The sequence below is a fragment of the Sphingomonas sp. ATCC 31555 genome, from assembly GCF_000282895.1.
In the GTDB taxonomy this organism is placed as follows: Bacteria; Pseudomonadota; Alphaproteobacteria; order Sphingomonadales; family Sphingomonadaceae; genus Sphingomonas.
In genome coordinates, this window is record NZ_ALBQ01000009.1 from 20,768 (window position 1) to 40,592 (window position 19,825).

At 67.3% G+C, this 19,825-nt stretch carries 15 protein-coding genes; 4 read left to right on the forward strand and 11 right to left on the reverse strand.

Annotated elements, in window-relative coordinates:
- Positions 1–54: 54 nt before the first annotated feature.
- Positions 55–1,332: a YceI family protein gene (locus B215_RS0103870; protein WP_019368310.1), complete on the forward strand. Its 1,278-nt coding sequence runs from the start codon at positions 55–57 to the stop codon at positions 1,330–1,332.
- Positions 1,333–1,338: 6 nt separating this feature from the next.
- On the opposite strand, the gene B215_RS0103875 is transcribed toward B215_RS0103870, so the two are convergent.
- From B215_RS0103875 to B215_RS0103885, 3 genes are read right to left on the reverse strand one after another with little or no spacing between them, the layout of a single operon-like run.
- Complete coding sequence (locus B215_RS0103875) at positions 1,339–2,772, reverse strand: efflux transporter outer membrane subunit (RefSeq protein WP_019368311.1); 1,434 nt, start codon at positions 2,770–2,772, stop codon at positions 1,339–1,341.
- Entirely contained in the window at positions 2,769–5,939 is a 3,171-nt protein-coding gene (locus B215_RS0103880) for an efflux RND transporter permease subunit (protein ID WP_019368312.1), read from the reverse strand. Before B215_RS0103880 ends, B215_RS0103875 begins: the two co-directional genes overlap by 4 nt.
- Positions 5,936–7,174, reverse strand: a complete 1,239-nt coding sequence (locus tag B215_RS0103885; protein ID WP_236704393.1) for an efflux RND transporter periplasmic adaptor subunit — start codon at positions 7,172–7,174, stop codon at positions 5,936–5,938. The genes B215_RS0103880 and B215_RS0103885 overlap by 4 nt, the downstream gene beginning before the upstream one ends.
- A gap of 111 nt (positions 7,175–7,285) precedes the next feature.
- Between B215_RS0103885 and B215_RS0103890 the strand changes: the two genes are divergently transcribed.
- The gene (locus B215_RS0103890) at positions 7,286–7,987 is read left to right on the forward strand and encodes a response regulator (protein WP_026008914.1); all 702 of its coding nucleotides are present in this window, start codon (positions 7,286–7,288) and stop codon (positions 7,985–7,987) included.
- Entirely contained in the window at positions 7,984–9,348 is a 1,365-nt protein-coding gene (locus tag B215_RS0103895) for a sensor histidine kinase (RefSeq protein ID WP_019368315.1), read from the forward strand. The genes B215_RS0103890 and B215_RS0103895 overlap by 4 nt, the downstream gene beginning before the upstream one ends.
- Here B215_RS0103895 and B215_RS0103900 read toward each other — a convergent pair.
- Genes B215_RS0103900 through B215_RS0103920 form a run of 5 tightly spaced genes read right to left on the reverse strand, consistent with a single transcriptional unit; the run spans position 9,332 to position 14,880 of the window.
- Positions 9,332–11,668: a TonB-dependent receptor domain-containing protein gene (locus tag B215_RS0103900; protein ID WP_019368316.1), complete on the reverse strand. Its 2,337-nt coding sequence runs from the start codon at positions 11,666–11,668 to the stop codon at positions 9,332–9,334. The two genes, B215_RS0103895 and B215_RS0103900, sit on opposite strands and share 17 nt — an antisense overlap.
- Positions 11,669–11,696: 28 nt before the next feature.
- Entirely contained in the window at positions 11,697–12,656 is a 960-nt protein-coding gene (locus tag B215_RS0103905) for a FecR family protein (protein WP_037513019.1), read from the reverse strand.
- Positions 12,646–13,203, reverse strand: a complete 558-nt coding sequence (locus B215_RS0103910) for an RNA polymerase sigma factor (RefSeq protein WP_037513022.1) — start codon at positions 13,201–13,203, stop codon at positions 12,646–12,648. The genes B215_RS0103905 and B215_RS0103910 overlap by 11 nt, the downstream gene beginning before the upstream one ends.
- Before the next feature lie 23 nt (positions 13,204–13,226).
- The gene (locus B215_RS0103915; protein ID WP_019368319.1) at positions 13,227–14,030 is read right to left on the reverse strand and encodes a ChbG/HpnK family deacetylase; all 804 of its coding nucleotides are present in this window, start codon (positions 14,028–14,030) and stop codon (positions 13,227–13,229) included.
- Positions 14,005–14,880 (reverse strand): glycosyltransferase family 2 protein, encoded by an 876-nt coding sequence (locus tag B215_RS0103920; RefSeq protein ID WP_082664397.1) that lies wholly within the window; start codon positions 14,878–14,880, stop codon positions 14,005–14,007. Before B215_RS0103920 ends, B215_RS0103915 begins: the two co-directional genes overlap by 26 nt.
- 208 nt (positions 14,881–15,088) lie before the next feature.
- On the opposite strand from B215_RS0103920, the gene B215_RS0103925 reads away from it, so the two are divergent.
- Positions 15,089–15,910 carry a glutaminyl-peptide cyclotransferase gene (locus B215_RS0103925; protein WP_019368321.1) on the forward strand — a complete coding sequence of 274 codons (822 nt, stop codon included), beginning with the start codon at positions 15,089–15,091 and terminating at the stop codon, positions 15,908–15,910.
- 40 nt (positions 15,911–15,950) lie between these two features.
- On the opposite strand, the gene B215_RS0103930 is transcribed toward B215_RS0103925, so the two are convergent.
- The 3 genes from B215_RS0103930 to B215_RS0103940 form a co-directional block, all read right to left on the reverse strand.
- Entirely contained in the window at positions 15,951–17,630 is a 1,680-nt protein-coding gene (locus B215_RS0103930) for a long-chain-fatty-acid--CoA ligase (protein ID WP_026008915.1), read from the reverse strand.
- Between the two features lie 121 nt (positions 17,631–17,751).
- Positions 17,752–17,958, reverse strand: a complete 207-nt coding sequence (locus B215_RS0103935) for a hypothetical protein (protein ID WP_050990130.1) — start codon at positions 17,956–17,958, stop codon at positions 17,752–17,754.
- 53 nt (positions 17,959–18,011) lie between these two features.
- Positions 18,012–19,703, reverse strand: a complete 1,692-nt coding sequence (locus tag B215_RS0103940; RefSeq protein WP_019368324.1) for a GGDEF domain-containing protein — start codon at positions 19,701–19,703, stop codon at positions 18,012–18,014.
- Positions 19,704–19,825: the final 122 nt, after the last annotated feature.

Consider the following 19,825-nt stretch of genomic DNA (forward strand, 5'->3'; position numbering starts at 1 on the left):
GGGGCCCGGACGGCCTGTCCGGGAGGCGCCGTATCTGTGGGGAGGTTCGTGGAAATGCGCCCGGAACGCTATAGCACCGCAGCGATCGCGCTGCATTGGGCACTCGCCCTGTTGCTGCTGTTCCAGCTCGGCCTCGGCTGGGCGCTGGAGGACCTGCCCCGCTCCACCCGGTTCGCCGCGTTCCAGTTCCACAAATCGGTGGGCATCCTGATCCTGGTGCTGTCGCTCGCCCGGCTGGCGGTGCGGCTCACGGTGCAGCGCCCGGCGGCGGCGGAAGGCAGCCCGGCGGTGCGTGCCCTGGCCAGCGCGGTGCATGTCCTGCTGTATGGCATCATGATCGTCGGGCCGATCTCGGGCTGGATCCTCGTTTCCACGGCGCGGGTAAAGCTGCCGACGTTGCTGTTCGGGTTGATTCCGCTGCCGCACCTGCCGGCCGCCATGGGGATGCACGCGCCGGCAGAGGTGATTCACGGCCTGATCGGCTGGCTGCTCGCCGGGCTTTTCGCGCTGCACGTCGCGGGGGCGCTCCGCCACCATCTGCTGCGCGACGATCTGATCGGGCGGATGATGCCCGCCGCGCTGGCGCGTCGTCCTGTGCTATCGGTGGCCGTGGTCGCGGCGCTGGCAGCATGCGCCACGGCGTTCTTCGCCGGCTCGGCCAGCTATCGCGGCGCCGGTGCTGCCGAAGCGCCGCCCGTGGTCGCCAGCCCCTCTCCGGACGCAGCGGCGACACCGGATGCCGCTCCCACGCTCTTGCCGTCATCGCCCTCGCCGTCGCCGTCGCCGTCGCCGTCGCCCAGCGTTGCGCCTGCGCCCACGCCAACGGTCCCCGGCACGGCGGTGCGGCGCTGGCGCGTGCTGCCCGGCGGAACGTTGGGGTTCCGCACGGACTATAGCGGCGAAGCGATCAACGGCCGCTTCACGCGGTGGACGGCCGATATCCAGTTCAGCCCGGAAGACCTGCCGAACTCGCGGATTGCCGTGAACATCGATCTGGCCTCGGCTGTCACCGGCGATTCGGAGCGCGACGATACGCTGCGCGGCGATGACTTTTTCGGAGTGGCGGCGCATCCCCGCGCCACCTTCACCGCGTCGCGCATCCGCAAGCAGGGGACGGGCTATGTCGCCGATGGAACGCTGGCGCTGGCCGGCGTCAGCCTGCCGGTGCCGGTACGCTTCACGCTGGTGATCGATGGCGATCGTGCGCGCGCCAGCGGATCGGCGACGGTGAAGCGCCTGGCCTTCGGTGTCGGCAAGGGGCAGTGGAGCGATGCTGCGACCATTGCCGATGCGGTCGCGGTCAGCTTCCGCTTCGACGCTGCCGCGCGCTGATCCAGGTCAGCGCGCGGTCGCCAGATCCGCGGGCGTGCTGCCCGATGCGAGGTACAATGCCACGCTGTCGCTCAGCCGCGCCGCCCTCGCCTGGACGAGTTGCACTGCACTTTGCGCCGCCGCCGAGGAGGCGTTGAGCAGCTGTAGCGTGCCGAGCGCACCCAGTTCGACCTGACGGCGGGTCAGCGTCAGTGTCCGGCTCGCGGCGGCATCGGCGCGGGCTGCGGCGTCGAGCGCCTCCGCATCGCTGCGCAGGCCGGCAATGGCATCGTCCACATCGAGAAATGCCTGCAATGCGGTGGCGCGGTACTGCGCCTTGGCGACATCCAGTGCCGCCTCGGATGCCCGCTGCTGGTGCTTCAGCTGGCCGGCATGGAAGATCGGCTGGGTGATGCCGCCGATGAGCGAGAAGAACGGATTGCCGGTTGCGAACATGTCGAGGAACTTCGTCGCCGATCCGCCTGCATTGCCGGTGAGCGTGATCGACGGCAACCGGGCGGCGATCGCCGCGCCGACATCGGCGGCCGCGCCTTTCACCTGCGCCTCGGCGGCGCGCAGGTCGGGCCGGTTGGCGACGATCTCTGCCGGCAACGCGATCGGCAGTGTTGTGGGCAGCCGAAGATCGGCCAGGTCCGGAAGCTCGACTGCGGTACCGGGGGCGTCGCCGGTCAGCGTCGCGATCAGGCCGGCCTGGTGCTGCAACTGGCGCTCCAGCGGCGGCAGGGTAGCCTCGATCGTCGCCAGCGCGGTCTGCTGGGCGCCGACATCGGCTTCGCCGACATCGCCCAATGCCCGCCGCCGGGCGAGCAGCGCTACCAGATCGCGGTTGTCGTGGATCGCCGTCTGGGTCGCGTCGATCTGCGCCGCCAAGGCGGCGTGCTGGATCACCGCCAGCACCAGATTGGCGATGGCGCTGGCCTGCGCCGCGTGCAGCCGGTGCGCGGCCACCTCCACCGCGGCGCGCGCCGAACGCACCTTGTTGCGGCCCGCGCCGAACAGATCGACCGGATAGGCGACGGTGAGCTGCGCGGTATGCAGCGTGTACAAGCTGACGTCTTCGTCCGCGAGCGGACCGGAAAGCGTGCGCGAGATCCGGGTGCGCTGCGCCTGATAGCCGGCGTCGATCTGCGGGCCGGTGCTGCCCTGCGCCGCGCGCGCCAGTTCCTGCGCCTGGCGCAGATTGGCTTCGGCGGAGGCGAGATCGTTATTATGGGCTAGCGCTCGGGCGACCAGCGCATCGAGCCTCGCGCTGCCGAAGCTCTGCCACCAGTTCGGCAGCTGTGCCGGTCCGCCGACCAGCTGCTGCGGTGTCCCGCTTTGGGGGGTGATCGTCGCTTCTGCCCGGGCGGGCGGCAGCGGCACCGGATTGGCCAGATTGTGCGGCCCGGCGGTGCAGCCGGCGAGCAGGGCGAGCGGGAGAAAGGACTGCGGGCGCATCATGCCTGCTCCATCGGAGTGCCGTCGGCATGGTGCCGGCGAACGGTATGGCCATGGGCGCCGCGATGGCGCGAGAAGTGGAGGATCAGCGGCGGCAGCACCAGCAGGATCAACAGCGGCGCCAGCGACATGCCGCCTACCACCACCAGGGCCAGCGGCTTCTGCACCTGGCTGCCGATCCCGTTGGAAAGCGCCGCGGGCAGCAGGCCGATGGCGGCGGCGAGGCAGGTCATGATCACCGGCCGCAGGCTGTGCCGCACCGTCAGTGCCATGGCTGCGTCATGGTCCCTGTCTTCGTTCACATTCTGGTTGAAGGTGCTGACAACGAGGATGCCGTCCATCACGGCGATGCCGAACAGCGCGACGAAGCCGATCGCCGCGGAGATGCTGAACGGCGTTCCGGTCAGCGCCAGCGCCAGCACGCCGCCCACCATCGCCATTGGAATCACGCTGAAGGCGAGCAGCGTGTCGCGAACGGAGCCGAAATTGGCGAACAGCAGCACCAGGATCAGCGCCAGGCTGATCGGCACCACCACTTCCAGCCGTGCCACCGCGCTGGTCAGGTTGCCGAGCTCGCCCGCCCATTCCAGGTGATAGCCGGGCGGCAGCTGCACGTTCTTGGCGATGCGGGCCTTTGCCTCGTCGATCGCGCCGCCCAGGTCGCGTCCGCGCACGCTGAACTTGATCGGCATGTAGCGTTCCTGGTGCTCGCGATAGATGAACGATGCGCCGGTGGTGAGGTGCACCTGCGCCACTTCGGACAGCGGCACCTGGATCAGGCCGTTTCCGGTGGGTGCGGGCGCACCGATCGGGATGCGTCGGATCGCCTCCACGTCTCCTCGCTGGGTGGCATCCAGGCGGACGGTGATCGGGAAATGCCGATCCGTCGACTTCTCGTACAGGTCGCCGCTCGACTGGCCACCGATCGCAGAGGAAACGGTGGCGTTGATGTCGTCGGGCGTCAGTCCATAGCGTGCGGCCGCGGCCCGATCGATATCGATCCGCACGGTCGGCTGGCCCAGCGAATCGGAAATGCCGAGGTCGGTGATTCCCCGCACCTTCGCCATCTGCGCCTTGATCTGGTTGGCGATCGTCTCGAGCGTGGCAAGATCGGCTCCATAGATCTTCAGCGAGTTCGCGCTCTTCACGCCGGACGATGCTTCTTCCACGCCGTCCTCGATATATTGCGAGAATTCGAACTCGACGCCGGGATAGCGCGCCTGCAGCTTGGCCTGCAGCTCCGCCGTCAGCTTTTCCTTCGTCATCCCCGCCGGCCAATCTTCGGCAGGCTTCAGCGGCGTGTAGAATTCCGCGTTGAAGAAGCCGGTGGGATCGGTGCCGTCGTCCGGGCGACCATGGGTTGAGGTCACGCGATCCACTTCGGGATAGGCTGCGATGATCTTGCGGATGCCGTTGACGATAGGCTTACCTCCCTCAAGCGAAATAGAAGCCGGCAACGTCGCGCGGATGTAGAGATTGCCCTCCTCCAGATGCGGCAGGAACTCGACGCCGAGCACGCGCACCGTGCCGAACGCGCCGAGCACCAGCAGGGCAGCCAAGCCGAAGGTGAGCAGGCGATTGGTGACGGCAAAGGCGATCGCCGGCTCCAGCACCCGGCGGATCTGGCGGACCACCCAGGTATCCACTTCACGCAGCTTGTCCGGCAGCAGGAGCGCCGACAGCACCGGCGAGACGGTGAACGCCGCCAGCAGGCCGCCGGCAATGGCATAGGCATAGGTCTTCGCCATCGGACCAAAGATGTGCCCTTCGACGCCGGTCAGCGTGAACAGCGGGAGGAAGCTGGCGATGATGATCGCGGCGGCGAAGAAGATGCCGCGGCTGACGTCGCTGGAGGCGTGCAGGATTGCCGAGAAGCGGTTGGCCGGCGTCGCATGGATCCGCCCTTCGGAGATCGCATGCGATCGCTCCGCCAGCCTTCGATACACCGCTTCCACCATGATCACCGCCGCGTCGACGACCAGGCCGAAATCGAGCGCGCCGAGCGACAGCAGATTGGCCGATTCGCCCTGGATCACCAGGATCAGCACCGCGACCGAGAGCGCGAACGGAATGGTGATCGCGACGATCAGCGCGCTGCGCAGATTGCCGAGGAACAGCCATTGCAGGATGAAGATCAGCAGCACGCCCTCGAACAGATTGTGCATCACCGTGCGGGTGGTGACGGCGATCAGATCGGAGCGATCATAGATCCGCTCGATCTTCACGCCGGGCGGCAGGACGCCGCTGGCGTTGATCGTCTCGATCTCTTCCTTGACGCGGTTGATCGTCGGCAGCGATTGGGCGCCGCGCTGCATCAGCACGATGCCCATTACCACATCGTTATCCTGGCCTTCGCCAGCGATGCCCAGGCGTGGCAGGTTGCCGATGCCCACGGTGCCGACGTCGCGCAGCAGGACCGGCGACCCGCCTGCGGTGCCGACCAGCACGTTCCGAATGGCATCGACCGACTGGATCAACCCCACGCCGCGGACGATCGCCGCCTGTTCGCCGAAATTTACCGTCTGCCCGCCGACATTGGCATCGCTCTTGCCGATTGCCGTTAGCACCTGCGGCACGGTGACGCCCTGTGCGAGCAGCTTGTCGCGATCAAGGCGGACCTCGTAGGAGCGCAGCTTGCCGCCCCAGCCGGTCACGTCGATCACGCCGGGGATCCGCTTGAACCGGCGCTGCAGCACCCAATCCTGAATGGTCTTCAGGTCCATCACCGAATAGCCGCTGGGGCCGGTGAGGCGATAACGATAGATTTCGCCGATTGGGCTGGTCGGCGAGATGAGCGGTTGGGCATTGTTGGGCAGGGTGCCGAGCTGCGACAGGCGGCCGAGCACCATCTGCTGCGCCTGTTCGTGCGTCACGTCATAGCTGAACTGGATCCGCACGTCCGACAGGCCGAACAGCGAGATTGAGCGCACCGCCGTGAGGTGGGGCAGGCCGGCGATCGCCACTTCGATCGGCGTGGTGACGTTGCGCTCCATCTCCTCGGCGGAGATGCCGTCGCTCTGCGTCACCAACTCCACCATCGGCGGCACCGGATCGGGATAGGCCTCGATATTGAGATTGAGGAAGCCGAGCACGCCCGCCGCGATCATGCCGATCAGCAGGGTGAGCACGAGCATACGCTGGCGCAGCGCCAGTTCCACAAGCTTGTTCATTGATCGATGCCCGCCTCGTTAACGAACAGCGCGCCATGGGTGACGACCTGTTCTCCCGGCTTCAGGCCGCTCAGCACGCGGGTGAAGCCAGCCTCGGTCTCCCCGATGGTCACGGGCCGCCCGATCAGCAGGCCGCTCGCGTCGCGCACCCATATGCGCGCGCTATCGCCTTCATGTATCACCGCGACGGCGGGCACGAGCACGCCCGGAGCCCCGCTGCCGATCGGCTGTCGAATGGTGAAGGCAGCGAACATCTGCGGCTTCAGCGCACCATCAGGATTGGCGATGCTCGCGCGCACCGGCAGGCGATGCGTGACGGGGTCCAGTCCGGCGGCGACATTATCGATGGTGGCCGAGAAGCTGCGGCCGGGCAGCGCCGGCGTGGTGACCGTCACCTGGTCGCCGAGCCGGATGGCGGCTGCCTCACCTTCGGGCAACTGTGCGACGAGCCACACACGCGCAGGATCGGTGATCGTCATCACCGGGTTGGTTGTGCCGGTGCCGAGATACTGGCCGGGAGCGACCGCGCGGTCTGCGACGATCCCGGAAACCGGCGACGGATAGGTGATCGTAGCCGACGTGCCGCTGCCGCCGGCGTTGCCGAAGAGCGCGAGGCGATCCTGCGCGGCACGTAGAGCCGATTCGGCCTGGCGCGCGGCGGATTGGGCGGCGACGAAATCAGCTTGCGCCTGAAGATAGTCCTTCATCGCGCCGCCGGCGGTTTCGGTGATTGCCTTTTGCCGAGCGAGGTTCGCGCGGGCGAGATTCAGCGCTTCTTCCGCGCTGGCGCGCTGAGCGGCCGCGTTGCGCAGCGCGTTCCGGGCATCAACCAGATCGGGCGAGGCGAGACGCAGCAGCGGTTGGCCGCGCGTCACGCGCTGGCCGGCTTCGACGAGAACCTGCAGAACCTGGCCCGTAAAGGGCAATATGATGGGGGTGCTGTGATCACCATCGGGCAGGATCGATCCGCTGGCGCGCACCAGCTCCGCATTTGCGCCGGCGCGAGCAACGGCGAAACCCATCTGGCCGAGCTGCTCTGCGGAAGGGCGGAAGCTGCCGGGGGGCAGCTTGGCTTCGGGCACCGGCTTGGGCGCCAGCATCGCCTGTACACTCAACACGGCAATCCCGATCACGATTACCGCGGCCACGATCGCCGCGAGCAGCAGCAGCTGGGCCCGCGGGAGGAGGCGGGGGGTGGCGGGCAGTTCCGTGTGTTCCGCGATGTTTCCAGACACGTTTGTCCCTTCTGCGATCCTGTTTCCGGACAGTGCGAGCGCATTGCCGTTCATGGTGCGGCGCGGCATTAGAGGGTTCGGCTTACGGGGAGCTTTCAGAATGGCAGCATCGTGCGCCTGTTGATGGTGGAAGACGAACCCGCGCTGGCTACGGCGCTGGCCGAGGCTCTGCGCGGGCGGGGCATCCACAGCGATTTGGCGGGCTCGATCGAGGATGCCCGTCAGATGATCGGGACGGCGCACTATGCGGCGGTGCTGCTCGACCTTGGCCTTCCCGATGGCGACGGCCTGTCGCTGATCCGGTGGATGCGCGGGCAGCAGCAGGCCACTCCCGTGCTAGCGATCACCGCCCGCAGCGCGCTCGATGCGCGAGTCGCTGGGCTGAACGCGGGGGCGGACGACTATCTGGTAAAGCCGTTTGATATCGAGGAACTGGTCGCCCGGCTGCACGCGGTGCTTCGCCGCCAGGGGCAGCTGGTCGCCACCGAATTGCGAATCGGCAATTTGCGGTTCGACACCGTTACCGGCGATCTGGTGGTAGGCGAGCTGCCGGTGGTGCTGACCGCCCGGGAGCGCCAATTCGCGGCGCTGCTGTTGCGGCGCGCGGGACAGGTTGTCAGCAAGCAGCTTGCCGAGGACCAGCTTTACGGGCTGACCGAGCCGGTCGGCTCCAATGCGCTGGAGGTGCAGGCGCACCGGCTGCGCCGTAAGCTCGACGCGGCGGGTGCGACGGTGCGGATCGAAACGGTGCGCGGCGTGGGATATATGATCCGTGCGGTGGCCGATCCGGCGGCGGGACTTGCGCCGGCATGAAGCTGTGGCCGCGCTCGCTGATAGCGCGCATCCTGCTGCTCGAGCTGGGCGCCATCGTGATCGTCGCGGCGGTGCTGCCGATGCTGCTGACTTGGTTCCTGAAAAGCGAGGCGCACCGGATCCAGCACGAGAGCCTGACGCATCAGGCCTCCGCGATCGCCGCCAACCTGCGGGCGTACGGCAGCCGGACGGTGCTGCAGCTGCCGCACGAACTCGCCCGTATCTATGCCTCCCCCTACGACGGGCGCGCCTTCGTAGTCGTCGATGGCGCAGATCGCGTGGTCGCCGCCAGCCCGGATTTGGAGCAGTTGCCTTGGCAGGGAGCGCCGCGTGCCGATCGCAGCGCCGGCTTCCGCGCGGACGCGTTCGTCGGCATCAGCGAACCAGTGAAGTTAGGCCGCCAGCGGCTGTGGGTAATCGTGACGCAGGACCAGGCCGGGCCCGGTGCGATCCTGGACGATGTGATGCACGCCTTCGTCAAGCGGTTCGATCCGGTGCTGATCGCGGTGCTGCTGCTGCTGCCGTTGATCAACAGCCTGTTGATCACCCGGCTCGTGATCGCGGTTCGCGCGGCGTCGCAACGGGCGGAGACAATCGGTGCGCAGACGCTGGACGCGCGTCTGGAAGAACGAGGCCTGCCGCTAGAAGTCGTGCCGCTGGCGCGGGCGACCAACGACCTGCTGGCGCGGCTGCAGGCCAGCTTTCGCAACCAAGCCGAATTCGTCGCTAACGTCGCGCACGAACTGCGCACGCCGCTTGCCGCGCACCGGCTGGAACTGGATGCGGTGACCGACCCTGCGGTGCGGGGGCGGCTGCGCGAATCGGCGGATCGGCTGGCGCACGTCGTCGCCCAGCTACAGGATCTAGCAACTCTAGAGGGCGTGGCGAGCGACCAGTTCGTGACGTTCGATGCCGCTGATCTGGCGCGATCGGCGGTCGCCGAGCAGGCACCCGCCATTTTCGACGGAGGGCAAACGATCGCACTCGAGCCGCCGGCGCGGCCGGTGCGGATCCGGGGGGACCGAGTGCTCGCCGGGCTCGCGCTGGCCAATCTGATCGGCAATGCCGGGCGGCACACGCCGGCAGGCACGACAGTTCGCGTGATCGTGGCGGAGGACGGCAGCATCGCAGTGCGCGACGACGGGCCGGGTATCGCCGCGTCTGACCCCGAACAGGCCCTGCAGCGCTATTGGCGCGCCGACCGCCGCCGTTCGGATGGTGCGGGGCTGGGCCTTTCGATCGTTCGGAGGATCATGGAGGTGCACCAGGGCACGCTGGGCGTGGAGAGCCAGCCAGGCAAGGGCACCTGCTTCACGCTGCGCTTTCCGCTGGCTGCGGCGGGCGTTACCAGCCCGTCGTAATCCCGACCCGCACGTTGCGCGGGCGCAGCGGCGTAATCTGGTCGCGCGCGCTCAGGCTGAAGGGGTTGCCGAAGGCGAATTGATTGGCCCGCCGATCGGTGATGTTGTCCAGCGTGACACTGATTTCCAACTTGCGCCAGGTGATCGCGGCGAACGCGTCCGCAGTCCAGAAGCGGCCCTGGCTCACGTCGAGAAAGTCGCCTGTGCCGAGCACGGAGCGGCCGGTATAATCGCCCGACAGGCCGATCCGCGGGCGCAGCGCGCTGTGCTGCCATGCATAGGAAAGGCCGGTATGCACGGCGAGCGGCGGCGTTTCGGGGAGGCGGCGATTGTTCCGCCTAGACAAATCGGCCAGCGCGCCGCGCACCTGATTGTCGGTGAGCAGGAACGCGGCCTGCAGGCGAAGGCCGGTGAGTGGAATCCAGTCGAGATCGCTTTCCAACGCCCGAATATCGGCGTCGCCAATATTGGCGGTATAAGGCTGGCCGGCACGCGTGATCAAATCGGCCTGCACGTCGGTCCAGCGGGCAACCGAGACGCTGCCTGACCAGGCGATGCCGGTGGCGCCCGAGCGGAGCTTGCGGAAGCCGATCTCGCCCACCTGGATCGCATCCGACTTGTAGTTCGCTACGCGCCCGAGCCCCGGCGCCACCGCAAGGCCGCCCGTGCGGAAACCGCTCTGGAGGCGGGCGAACAGCGCCAAGCTAGGCCCCAGCTGCCACGACGCGGCGAGCGTGGGATCGATGCGGCGAGCCAGACGGCCCTTGAAGAAGTTTGCCGAGCGTGGCGTGGCGGAAGGATTGCCGTCCGTACGGGCGGCGGTGATGCGGCCGCCGCCGGTAAGGGCGAAGCGGCCGGTGAACGCGATCGTCGCTTCGGCAAAGGCGGAGCCCGCATTGGTCACGTTGGTGACGCCGATGATGCTGACATCACGGTCCGGAACGCGGACGGTGCGGGACAGAATGTCTCGATCACTTACCAGGCTGAATCCCGCCACCCAGCTGTTGCCGTTGGGCAGCGAGCGTGACACGCGCGCCTCCTGGCTGAGCAGGCGCTTGTCGTGATTGACGCGGTAGGTCGCCGGGTGGCCGATGATCGCCCCGCTCGGCGTGCGGGCGGTGGCGTCGAACGTCTCGCGCGTATCATATCCGACGATGCCCGATGCGGAGACGAAGCGCAGGCCGGTATCCCATTCCTTGGTGGCGACCAGCCGGCCGAACAACAGGCGATTGGTAAAGGGTTGGGCGATTAGCGTCCGGCGGGTCAGCGGTCCGTCGATCCGCTCGGCATAATTGCCGTCGCGCGCATCGATCCGCTGGCCGACACCGCTGGCATCGATCTGCCAGCCACCGCCCGCATCGGCACGCACTGCGATGCGCCCGCCGATCGTGTTCGCGCGGTTCACGTTCCGCGCGCCGCGATCGATGTCGCGAAGGAACCCGCCATCATGGACCGTGTAGCCGACAATGCGCAGCCCCGCTTCATCGCGCATGAGCGGGAGGTTGATCATGCCTGCCGCATCGAACCCGGCCGCGCCGCCGCGCGTCTGCGTCATGCCCGCCGTTGCCGCGGTGGCGACATTGTGCAAATCGACCGGGTTCGAGGTCAGGCGGATCACACCGCCGAATGCCCCGGAGCCATAGAGCGTGCCCTGCGGCCCTTCGAGCACTTCGATCGCGGCCATGTCGTACAGCCGCAGGCCGGGATCGGGTCCGGAGTAGTTGAGCTGCACATCGTCCAGATAGATGCTGGTAGGCGACTGGGTGCTGCCGTTGAAGCTGCTGTCGGCGATACCGCGGATGAACACCTTGTTGCGGCCATTGCCAAGCTGCGTGCTCTGCAGGATCGGTACCTGATGCACCGCGTCACTGAGCGTGCCCGCCGGCAGCGCGGGAGAGCCCGGCGTGCCGGGCAGGGCGGTGAGGCTGCCGGGATAGCGCAGCAGCGCGATGCGCTGCTTGCTCGCCGTGACGACGATCTCCGCGGGTGGCGGCGGGGGCGGCTGGGCTGCGGCCGGACGGGCCGGCGCGGGGCGGCTGGGCTCGCCGCCGCGCGCAGGAAGCACGCGAACGATGCGGTAGCCGCCGCCGCGGATCGCCCGGGCGCGAAAGCCGGTGCCGCGCAGCAGCTGCGCCAGCGCCTTTTCCGCGGGCATTGACCCTTGCAACTGCGGCGTGCGGATCGCGGCAAGCCCGGCTTCGGTGCTGACGATTTCCGCCCCGATCTGCTGGGCGAGGATGCGCAAGGCGGTGTCGAGCGTGGTCGCCGGCACCGACACCGCGCTGCGCTGGGCAAGCACCGGTGCGGCAGGGAAGAGCACAGGCGCGAACGCCAGCGCAAGCGCGATTCTAGAACGCGGCTGGCTGATCGCCCGACAGAATCCAACCCCCACCGTCACGCCGCCACGAAGCCCCGATCAGTTCGGCCAGATGCGGTACGTCGCGGTCTGCCTGGCCGGAAAAACGTACCAGGCCAGTAAATGGCCGTTCGGACAAACTGCCCTCCAGGGCAATGTTCAGCCCGTAAAGGCGTTTCAACGTCGCCGCAACCTCGCGCAAGGGCTGCCCTTCGAAGCCGAGCTGCCCGCGCCGCCAACCGCCGACCTGTTGCGGCGCGATCCGCATCTGCACTAGGCCGGTGCCGTCGGCGCGGGCCGAAAGGGCGTCGCCGGGGCCGAGCGTGACGGCAGCGCCGCGCGGCTGGATGCGCACGGCTCCTTCGGCGACGGCGACCTTCAACTGGCCATCGCCATGGGTGACATCAAACACCGTGCCCAGATCCTGCACCGCGACAGCGCCGACCTGCACGGTGAAGGGTCGGAGATCGTCATGGCGGACATGGAACAGCGCTTCGCCCCGTTCCAGCGATGCCGTGCGCGGATCGTTGCGATCAAGCGTGAGGCGCGTGCCGCCGCTGAGTTCGATGCGGCTGCCGTCGCCGAGAGTGACGACACGCCTTTCGCCGTCACGCGTGGCGACCTGATAGGGGGCGCTGCGCTGCGGGAGCAACGACGGCACAGCGAGCGCGGCGATGGCTGCCGCCGCGGCCGCCCCGCCCGCCGGCCAAACCCAGCGGCGCCACGACGACAGGCGGGCAGGCTCGGGTTCCGCACGCTGGGGCACGGGCGCCGGAAACGGGACCGCGGCGATCAGCCGGTCTTGCGCCGCCACGCCATCATAGGCAGCCGCGTGCGCGGGTGATTCCTCCAGCCAGGCGATAAACGCCGCCCAGACGGCTTCGTCGGCATCGGCCAGGCGCAGGTGCCAGGCAATGGCGGCGTCGATCGTGTCGGTTGCATCAGCTTCCACGGTCTGCACCCCTTTCCCTGTCCTGACGACATGCTGCGGGCCGATCCGCATCCTCCGGCTCAAGTCGATCGTGAATTTTTCGATAGGCGCGCTGCAGCAGCTTTTCGACGCCGCTGATGCTGATGCCAAGTTGCCCGGCGATTTCGCGCTGGGGCCGTTCCTCCAGGCGGAACATGCGCAGCGCGGTCGCCATGCGTTCGGGCATATCGCCGATCGCGCGTTCCACCGTCTGCCACTCGCTGCGCGCCACCGCCACCCGTTCCGGATCAGGCATGTCCACGTCGCCGGACTGCACATCGAGCCAGCCGGCATCGCGGGCACCGCGCCGGACCGTCGCGATTCGTCGATCGGTCGCCAAATTGGCAGCGACACGGTACAGGAACGCCGCCGGCTGGGCGATCGGCCGGGAGGCGAGCTGATCGATCCGCAGCCACATATCCTGCAGCGCGTCTTCGGCATCCTCGCGGTTGCCAAGGCGCGCGACCAGCAGGCGCAGCAGCATCGGCCGCTGCGCGAGGAACACTGCCTTCAGGCCGCCGTCTGCCACCAATGCGTCGATCCCGAACCGGATCAGGCGGGGAATGCCAGACCCTGTTTGGCTGCCATGTCGGCGATCGGAAGATCCTGCAAGGCTTGTGCTTCGACAATCCGCGCAGCGGCGATCCCGTCGCCCGCGCGCGTGCCGGCGCCGGGATGGCATGCCACCAGGTGCATTTCGCCGGGGTGCCGCAGAAGCTTCGGGAACAGGCTGCGATAATCGCCGGCAAAATCGTACTGGCCGGCAAAGCTGTCATTGGTGCGCAGCCCCGCCGCGCGCGCTGCCGCACCCAGGCCGCGGAATCGCCAGCTGCTGCGAAGCGCTGTGGCCGCGAAGGGCCGGCCGAGCATAGCCGTCAGCCGATCGGCGCAGTTGCGCACCCAGGCGCCGGGTGCGCGGGCGGCGCTTTCGGCCAGTACCAGATCGCGGATGCCGGGCAAGGCATGCGCCTCGTGCCGCCCGTCGACAAAGGCGGGCGGCCCGCCGGTCGCTTCGGCAAAGGCATCGAACTGCGCCGCGATCTCGCTGACCAACTCGCCAAGCGGCACCTGCCATCGGCTGGCGGCGCGCGCGAGCGGAGCGATGCTCGGCATCACGCCGTCCCGCGCGAACCGCGGCATGGTGGTCAGCGGCGCTTCGCCGGTCAGCGTCAGGTGCAGCCCCACCTCGACATGCGCGGGCAAGTCGGCAAGACGGCGGGCTTCCTCGCGCCAGCCCGGCATGCCCGCCATGCAGCTGACAGCATTCAGCTTCCCCGCCTGGGCCAGGGTTACGATCGTGCTGCTGATTTCGGGCGAAAGGGCAAATTCGTCAGCGCACAGGATGAGACGAGACAAGCGCAGGCCCTTCGTTCTGGTGGTAGCGCCGTTCGCGCATCCGGTTGCTGAGCAGGCGACGGCGCTGCAACCGGCGCGCAAGGAAGGAATAGAAGAACCAGTCGGGAGCGATGGGCGCCGCCACCGCGTAGAGCAGCCGTTCGAGCAGCGTCCAGCCGACCGAGGCGCGATCCTGCTCGCGCGGCGAGGGCATGCACCACAGCTCGCGCGAATAGCCGATCCGCCCCTTGCGCCGCATCCGATGGATCACCTCGTGATCCTCGAACACGAAGTTCCAACGCAGCGTGTCGAACCCGCCGGCTTCGCGCAATGACTGGGTGCGAAAGGCCTGGCCAGCACCCCGTGCATGGCATCGGTGTGGCAACAGCCGGGTTGCGAGCAGGAACCGGGCGGATTCAGCGAAGCGCGCGGGCTCGCTGCTATGGACCGGCACGGAATAGGCGCCGGCGACAACATGGCCCGGCTGCATCAGGATTGCCTGGGCGGTGGCAAGATAGTGGGGCGGATACAGCGTGTCCGCATCGCACGTGGCGATCCAGCGCGTTCGCACCCAGCGCAGGCCGCTGCGGAGTGCGGCGACCTTGCCGGGCGTGCGTTCGGCGATCAGCACGTAATCGAGCTGATGGGCGCGACAGGCAGCTTCGGCCACGGCGCCGCTGCCGTCGGTCGATCCGTTGTCGACCAGCACCAGCGTGAACGGCTCCGTTTGGGCAGCCAGGCTTGCGATGGTCGCCGCAAGCAGCGCGCGTTCGTTGAAGAACGGGATCAGCACGGTCCAGCCAATGTCGCGCGCAGCATGCCTGCCCCCGAAAGCGTCGAAACGCCCGTCATCGGCAAGATCGAGGTACATCGGGTCGTTTCCCATCCTAAGGCGCGCCGGGGACAGCGCCGGCCGATGCCGATGCACTTCCCCGCTCGATCCAAAGACGTCGCGTCCCCCGCCGAGCCGCACCGGCCGACGACGATTTTTCTCCGGCCGCAAAGGGTCGCTAAGGGCTTTACATGCGCGCGCCGCTCGGCTTGGTGGCGCGGCGGGCCCCTATGTGGAAGAGCGAGCGATGAAGCGTATCCTGTTGGTGATCCTGGCGGCGATCGTGCTGATCGCGGGCGGTGCCGTCGCCTATACCCAGATCCGGCCCGGCGGCGTTCCGGTGTACCGGGCGAATGTGGTGGAGACGCTGCCGCACGATCGAACGGCGTTCACCGAAGGGCTCTTTATCGACAAGGGCGTGCTGTACGAAAGCACCGGACGCGTCGGGGAATCGTTCGTCCGCAAGGTCGATCTAGCGACGGGCAAGGTGCAGCAGGAACAGGCGTTGCCCGCCCCGTATTTCGGCGAGGGCATCGTCGCCTGGGGCGACAAGCTGTACCAGCTGACCTGGCAGGACCAGACGGGCTTCGTCTACGGGCTCGACAAGTTCGAGCCGCGCGGCACCTTTTCCTATACCGGCGAAGGCTGGAGCCTGACCCGCAACGACAAGGCGATCATCATGAGCGATGGCACTCCCGTGCTCCGCTTTCTCGATCCCAGTTCCATGCAGGTTACCTCGACGCTGCGGGTGACCGCCAATGGCTGCCCGGTCGCTAATCTCAACGAGCTGGAATGGGTGGACGGCGCGATCTACGCCAATATCTGGCAGACCAACCTGATTGCGAAGATCGATCCGACGAGCGGCAAGGTGCTGAGCTTCCTGGACGTCACCGCACTGGGTCCGCAGAATCGCGGCGCGGACGACGTCGCCAACGGCATCGCCTATGACGCCGAAGGCAAGCGGCTGTTCGTCACCGGCAAGCTGTGGTCGCAGCTCTATCAGGTGCGCGAAGGCGATCGGGTGCGGGACTCGGCAGAAGCGGCCAAGCTCACCACCTGCGCCAATTAGAGCGCGTCATAATGCTTTAGCGGGACTGGCGCGGGCGCGGCTAAAGGCCGGCCCGCACCTCCGCCAGCAGATCCTTCCGGCTGAGCTTGCCGATCATCGTCTTCGGCAAGCTCTCGCGGATCACCACTTCCTTGACGCGCTCGTGCTTGCCCAGCTGCGCGTTCAGCCAGGCGCACATCTCCACAGCATCGGCATGGGCGCCTTCGTTCAGCGCGACATAGGCGTGCGGCAACTCGCCGTGATAGGCGTCGGGCAGGCCGAGGACGAGCGCCTCCTTCACCGCGGGATGGGTGTAGAGCACCGCTTCGATCTGGCTGGGGAAGACCTTGAACCCGCCGACGGCGATCATGTCCTTCAGCCGATCGACAATGCGGATATAGCCATCCTCATCGATGAGGCCGACGTCGCCGGTGCGCAGCCAGTGATCGTCGACGAAAACGCCGGCGTCCGCTTCCGGCCGGTTCCAATAGCCGCGCATGATCTGGGGCCCCTGGACGACGATCTCGCCCGGTTCGCCCGGCGGCGCAGGCTTGCGCGGATCTTCCTTGTCGACCAGGCGGACGCGGGTGCCGGCGATCGGCTGACCGATGGTGCCGGGCTTGTTGAGCCCGACATAGGGATTGGCGGAGACCACGCCCGAGCTTTCCGACAGCCCATAGCCTTCGATGATATGCGCGCCGGTCGTGCTCTCCCAGTTCAGCTTCAGCTGTTCGGGCAAAGGCGCGCCGCCCGAGATGCAGAAGCGCAGCGATGAGAAGTCGGTGGACTTCATGCCCGGTGCATCGAGCAGCGCCTGGTACATGGTCGGCACGCCGGGGAGCGAGCGGGGGCGGGTGCGGCGCAGTTCCGCCAGCACCTGCTGCGCATTGAAGCGCGGCAGCATCACGATCCGCCCGCCGGTGATTACCGTGCGGTTGAGCACGCAGGTGTTGGCGAAGACGTGGAAGAAGGGCAGCACGCCGAGCACCGAATCGTCTGCATGCCCGAGGTCGGGATCGAGCTCTGCCACCTGACGGGCATTGGCCGAAAGGTTTTGATGGGTGAGCACCGCACCCTTGGGCGTGCCAGTGGTGCCGCCGGTATATTGGATCAGCGCGACATCGCGGTCGGGATCGATGGCATGGGCCTGGCACTCGCCCGTATTGGCGATCAGCTTCGAAAAGGCGAGGATGCGCGGGTCGTGCGGCCGGACGGCGACTTCGCTGCCCCGGAACAGCTGATAGAATAGCGACTTGGCCGTCGGCAGCGCACCGGCGACCGAGCCGACTACCAGCCGTTCAAGCCCGCTTTTCTCGAGCACTTTCAGCGCAGTGGGCAACAGGGCGGTGGCCGACAAGGTGAACAGCAGCCGGGTGCCCGAATCGGCGACCTGCGCGGCCAGTTCCTCAACCGAATAAAGCGGGGAGAAATTCACCACCGTCGCGCCGAGCTTGAGAATGCCGTAATAGGCAGCGACGTAATGCGGCACGTTGGGCAGGAACAGGCCGATCCGGTCGCCCGGGCCATAGCCCAGCGCTCGCAACCCGCAAGCTACCCGGTCGGCGCCGCCGCGTACCTCGCCATAGCTGTAGATGCGACCCATGAAATCGAGCAGCGGGGCCTGCGGATGGGCATTCGCGCTCTCCTCGAAAAGGTCTACCATGGACCGCGGCGCGTAGCTGCGATCCCACTCTCCTGGATGCCGATAAGCGGTCTTCCAGACCTGTTCGGACTCTATCATTGACACCAGTGTAAGCAGGCCGCCGGGGCCATGCAAGCACGGTTTTGTGCGTATTTTACAGTCGAAAACCCCGACTTCAGGCCGTTCAGTGCCGAGGCGTAGGATGCCGTAGCGGCACGTCTCAGTGCGAGAGCGCGCGGCTCCAGGTGACGATCACCGAAACCGCGACAACGCCCATGTCGATTGCTGCCTGCACCTTCTGAGGCGCCATGTCGCCCGCGCGATGAGTGAGTATCTGGAAATCGGCGCGCGGGCGCTCCGCCTGCAGAGCGACCAACGCGACTGCCCCGACGACTGCAATGCCAGCCAACCATTTGTGCCGCGACATCAGACCGATCTCCCTTGCCGACCTCATACGCGGTTCGGGCCCCGCCAGCAAGATCATGCCAAGGCGAGATCGTGCGCGCGCACCCGATCCCGCCCGGCCGCCTTGGCTTCGAACAAGGCCCGGTCGGCAGATCGATACAGCGCCTTCCAATCGATATCGTTGGCGAGCGGCCCGGCGCAGGTGCCGATGCTTGCGGTGACGCGCAGATCGAAGGGCATCCGCACCGTGCGCAATCGCGACAGCAACTGTTCGGCATCGAGCCGGTGTTCGCTTTGCGTCAGCACCGCGAACTCCTCGCCACCCATGCGCGCGATCAGCACCTGGGCGGGGAGCGCGGTGCGGAGCGCGCGGGCGAAAAGCCGCAGCACATCGTCGCCGCCATCATGGCCCAGCGTCTCATTGACGCGCTTGAAATGATCGATGTCGATCAGGAGAAGCTGATGCTGGCCGGCACGGCCGATGGCGTTCCGCAGGAACGCACGGCGGTTTAGCAGTCCGGTGAGCGGATCGATGTCCGCCAGCCGCCGCGCCACGACTTCGCGGGTCAGCGCGGCATCGCGTTCGTCGCGCAGGAACTTGATCCGGTAGGCAACGGCGAGCGCGGAGACCAGCGCCTCCGCACCCATCGAGACGATCGTCGAATTGTCGATCCAGAAGTTCCAGCCGATCAGATGCAGCGATGCGAGGACGCGCACCGCCGCCAGCAGGATTGGCGCACACCAGGCGAGTGCGAACAGCCACAGAAAGTGGGAACGCTGGCGCCAGGCTCCCCAGAGCGTGGGTAGCACGATGGCGAGCAGCCCGCCGAATGCGAGCGTGTACAGAAGGTCGGCCAGTCGCAGATCGAGTGAGCCGAAGGTTGCCACGGTGAAACTGGACAGGGGCACCGCCGCGGCGACGATTTGCGACGCCTTGTCGAGCCAGCGCGGCATCGGCTGTTCTTCGAAGAAGCTGCGCGTGAACAGCGCCGCGGCACCGCCGGCGAGGCCGATGAACAGATAGTTCAAGCGCAGCCGATCGTTGTTCGCGATCAGCGGTGCCGCCCAGGCAAAGGCACCGGAAGAGGTGATGGTATAGCCCAGCAGCGCCGCCAACAGCATGCAATAATGCAGTTGGAAGCGGTGGCCCATCGCACACCATAGCGCAAAGTTATAGACGATCAGCGCGAGCGAAAGGCCGGAGAAAAAGGCATACAACGCCGCCAGCCCCAGATTGGCGGCCGCGGCATCCGCCTGGTTCGCCACGCGCACGCCGATCATGATGCCGCGTACGTTCGCCGCACCATCGACATGGAACAGCACGCGGGTGATCGCCGGCTCGCGCACGGGAAGCGGCGTCTGGGCGATCGCGCCAAGCTGGATCAGCGGCGTGATGCCCGTGGCCGGACTGGCCCAGGAGCGTACTGCGCCATCGGCATATTGGATATGGATTGACAGCCCGTCCTGCCAGAGGCTGGCGAAGCGCAATACCAACGGGGTAGCGAAGGTGGACCGGCGATCGATCGGCGCGGTGATCGCCCAGAAGCTGCCGGCGCCAAAGCGATGCTGGGGCGTCTTGCAATCAAATGCCTCGGGTTGGCGGAGCATCGCTTCCGCCGTTTGCCCGCTATCCCGCGCGATGCAGACGGCAAGTGGTTGACCTGCAACGCCCGCTTCGGCAAGGGCTGCCTGTGGCACGATACAGCCGAGCATCGCGACCAGCACGATGTTCAGCAGCCGACGGAGACAGGCGATTTGCATCGTCATTCCCGCTACGCTTGTGTGGCAAACAAGTCGTAAAGGCGCTCTTGCCATGTTCATCCTGCCGGCGCTCCGATCGGGGGGAGCGGCGCAACGGCACCTCGAGAGTTTGATCGCGACACGGAATG

Coding starts and splice junctions, on each gene's coding strand:
- B215_RS0103925 (WP_019368321.1), top strand. CDS start 15,089: ATGAAGCGTATCCTGTTGGTGATCCTGGCGGCGATCGTGCTGATCGCG.
- B215_RS0103930 (WP_026008915.1), bottom strand. CDS start 17,630: ATGATAGAGTCCGAACAGGTCTGGAAGACCGCTTATCGGCATCCAGGA.
- B215_RS0103870 (WP_019368310.1), top strand. CDS start 55: ATGCGCCCGGAACGCTATAGCACCGCAGCGATCGCGCTGCATTGGGCA.
- B215_RS0103895 (WP_019368315.1), top strand. CDS start 7,984: ATGAAGCTGTGGCCGCGCTCGCTGATAGCGCGCATCCTGCTGCTCGAG.
- B215_RS0103920 (WP_082664397.1), bottom strand. CDS start 14,880: ATGTACCTCGATCTTGCCGATGACGGGCGTTTCGACGCTTTCGGGGGC.
- B215_RS0103935 (WP_050990130.1), bottom strand. CDS start 17,958: ATGTCGCGGCACAAATGGTTGGCTGGCATTGCAGTCGTCGGGGCAGTC.
- B215_RS0103875 (WP_019368311.1), bottom strand. CDS start 2,772: ATGATGCGCCCGCAGTCCTTTCTCCCGCTCGCCCTGCTCGCCGGCTGC.
- B215_RS0103880 (WP_019368312.1), bottom strand. CDS start 5,939: ATGAACAAGCTTGTGGAACTGGCGCTGCGCCAGCGTATGCTCGTGCTC.
- B215_RS0103940 (WP_019368324.1), bottom strand. CDS start 19,703: ATGACGATGCAAATCGCCTGTCTCCGTCGGCTGCTGAACATCGTGCTG.